We start from the raw sequence: 2,229 nt of genomic DNA, 5'->3' as shown, positions 1-2,229 counted from the left end.
TCCGCACACCGTGTGCCCAAGTCGGGCGGGCCCGACTTGGGTGCGGGGGAGGGTGGGCCTCGCGTGAGCGAGGGTCGGGAGAGGGGAGCGACAGTGCCGGATACCGCGCTCCCCTCTCCCGACCCGCTCCGCGGCTCCCCCTCCCCCGCAGAGGGGGGAGGGGGAGCCGCCGGCCCGAACCCGCACCGGCGCCGGTCCTCGCAATGATCGGTGTCGGAGCAGACGAACATCCGCCCGCCGGCATCGTCGAGGACGACCTCGTCGAGGTAGGCGTCGTCCGCCCCGCACAGGGCGCAGGGGCGGTCGAAGCGTTGGATTTGGAAGGGATGGTCCTCGAAGTAGAGGCTGCGCACCCGCGTGTAGGGCGGCACCGCGTAGATGCGCTTCTCGCGGCCGGCGCCGAAGAGCTGCAGGGCGGGGCAGTCGTCCATCTTCGGGTTGTCGAACTTCGGCGTCGGCGACGGGTCCATGACGTAGCGGCCCGCGACCTCGACGGGGTAGGCGTAGGTGGTGGCGATGTGGCCGTGGCGGGCGATGTCCTCGTAGAGCTTGACGTGCATCGGCCCGTACTCGGCGAGCGCGTGGAGCTGGCGCGTCTCGGTCTCGCGCGGCTCGAGGAAGCGCAGGGGCTCCGGGATCGGCACCTGGTAGACCAAGACCTGGCCCTCCCTCAGCGGCGCCTCCGGGATACGGTGGCGGGTCTGGATCACCGTGGCCTCCACCGTCCGCGTGGTGGTGGCGATGCCGGCGGTGGCCGAGAAGAAGCGCCGGATCGAGACCGCGTTCGTGGTGTCGTCGGCGCCCTGGTCGATCACCTTGAGCACGTCGGACGCCCCCAGGATCGCGGCGGTGACCTGGACCCCGCCGGTGCCCCAGCCGTAGGGCATCGGCATCTCGCGGGCGGCGAAGGGCACCTGGTAGCCGGGGATCGCGATCGCCTTGAGGATCGCCCGGCGGATCATCCGCTTGGTGCCCTCGTCGAGGTAGGCGAAGTTGTAGCCGGTCTCCGGCCGCGCGGCGGGCGTGCTCATTCGGCGGCCTCCCGAAGCGCTTCGTCCGGCCCGGACTCTCCCGTCCGCGCGGCGTGCTCGGCGCGCAGGCGGCGCAGCAGCTCCAGCTCGGCCTGGAAGTCGACGTAGTGCGGCAGCTTGAGGTGCTCGACGAAGCCCGTCGCCTGCAGGCTGTCGCAATGGGCGAGCACGAATTCCTGGTCCTGCGCCGGGGCGACCAGCGCCTCGCCGAGCTCGGCCGCGCGCAGCGACCGGTCGACCAGGGCCATCGCCATCGCCTTGCGCTCGCCCTGGCCGAAGACGAGCCCGTAGCCGCGGGTGAACCGGGGCGGGACGTCGCCGCCGCCGTGGAACTGGGCGAGCATCTGGCACTCGGTCATCGCCACGGCGCCGAGCTGCACCGGGAAGCCGAGCTCCTCGGGGACGAGCTCCAGCGCCACGGTGCCGAAGCGGACCTCGCCGACGAAGGGATGGGTGCGGCCGTAGCCGCGCTGCGTCGAGTAGGCCAGCGCCAGCACGAAGCCCTCGTCGCCCCGCGCCAGCGTCTGCAGCCGGACCGCACGGTCGGCCGGGTAGTCGACCGGCTCGCGGGTCAGGTCGCCGACGGGGGCGCCCTCGTCCCGGGGCGACGGCTCGATCAGGCCGGCCTCGCCGAGGAAGTCGGTCACGCGCGGGCAGGCGGCCGCGTCCGGGCCGGGCTCGGCCTCCGCGCCGGGCTCGGGCACCATGCCCTCGGCGAGCGAGAAATTGATCAGGCGATGGGTGTAGTCGAAGGTCGGGCCGAGCACCTGCCCGCCGGGCAGGTCCTTGAAGGTCGCCGAGACCCGGCGCGCCACCGCCATCGCCGCGGTCTCCACCGGCAGGGTGGCACCGAAGCGCGGCAGGGTGGTGCGGTAGGCGCGGACCAGGAACACCGCCTCGACGACGTCGCCGCGGGCCTGCTTGAGGGCGAGCGCGGCCAGATCCGGATCGTGGAGCGAGCCCTCGGTCATCACCCGGTCGACCAGCAGCCGCATCTGCTCGCGGATCTGCGCCACGGTGAGGTCGGGCACCGACGGGTCGCCCCGGCGCGTCTCGGCGAGCAGCCGGTGGGCGTTGTCGATCGCGGCCTCGCCGCCCTTCACCGCCACGTACATCGGTCTACGCCTCCGAAGGGACGGGCGAAGGGGCGGCCGAAGGGACGGGCCGCGACGAGCGCGGCAGCCCGGCGACGACGCCC

The 2,229-nt window shown here is 73.4% G+C and carries 1 protein-coding gene and 1 pseudogene; both read right to left on the bottom strand.

What is annotated here, in order from left to right:
• Positions 1-188 precede the first annotated feature (188 nt).
• A pseudogene (locus tag FV223_RS25740) lies at positions 189-1,031 on the bottom strand (alpha-D-ribose 1-methylphosphonate 5-phosphate C-P-lyase PhnJ); the annotation flags it as partial.
• Positions 1,028-2,146: a carbon-phosphorus lyase complex subunit PhnI gene (locus tag FV223_RS25735; RefSeq protein WP_147729597.1), complete on the bottom strand. Its 1,119-nt coding sequence runs from the start codon at positions 2,144-2,146 to the stop codon at positions 1,028-1,030. The pseudogene FV223_RS25740 and the gene FV223_RS25735, both read right to left, overlap by 4 nt.
• Positions 2,147-2,229 lie beyond the last annotated feature (83 nt).

This window comes from Methylobacterium sp. WL116, assembly GCF_008039455.1.
Classification (GTDB): domain Bacteria; phylum Pseudomonadota; class Alphaproteobacteria; order Rhizobiales; family Beijerinckiaceae; genus Methylobacterium.
This window is presented reverse-complemented; position numbering and strand designations above follow the sequence as displayed.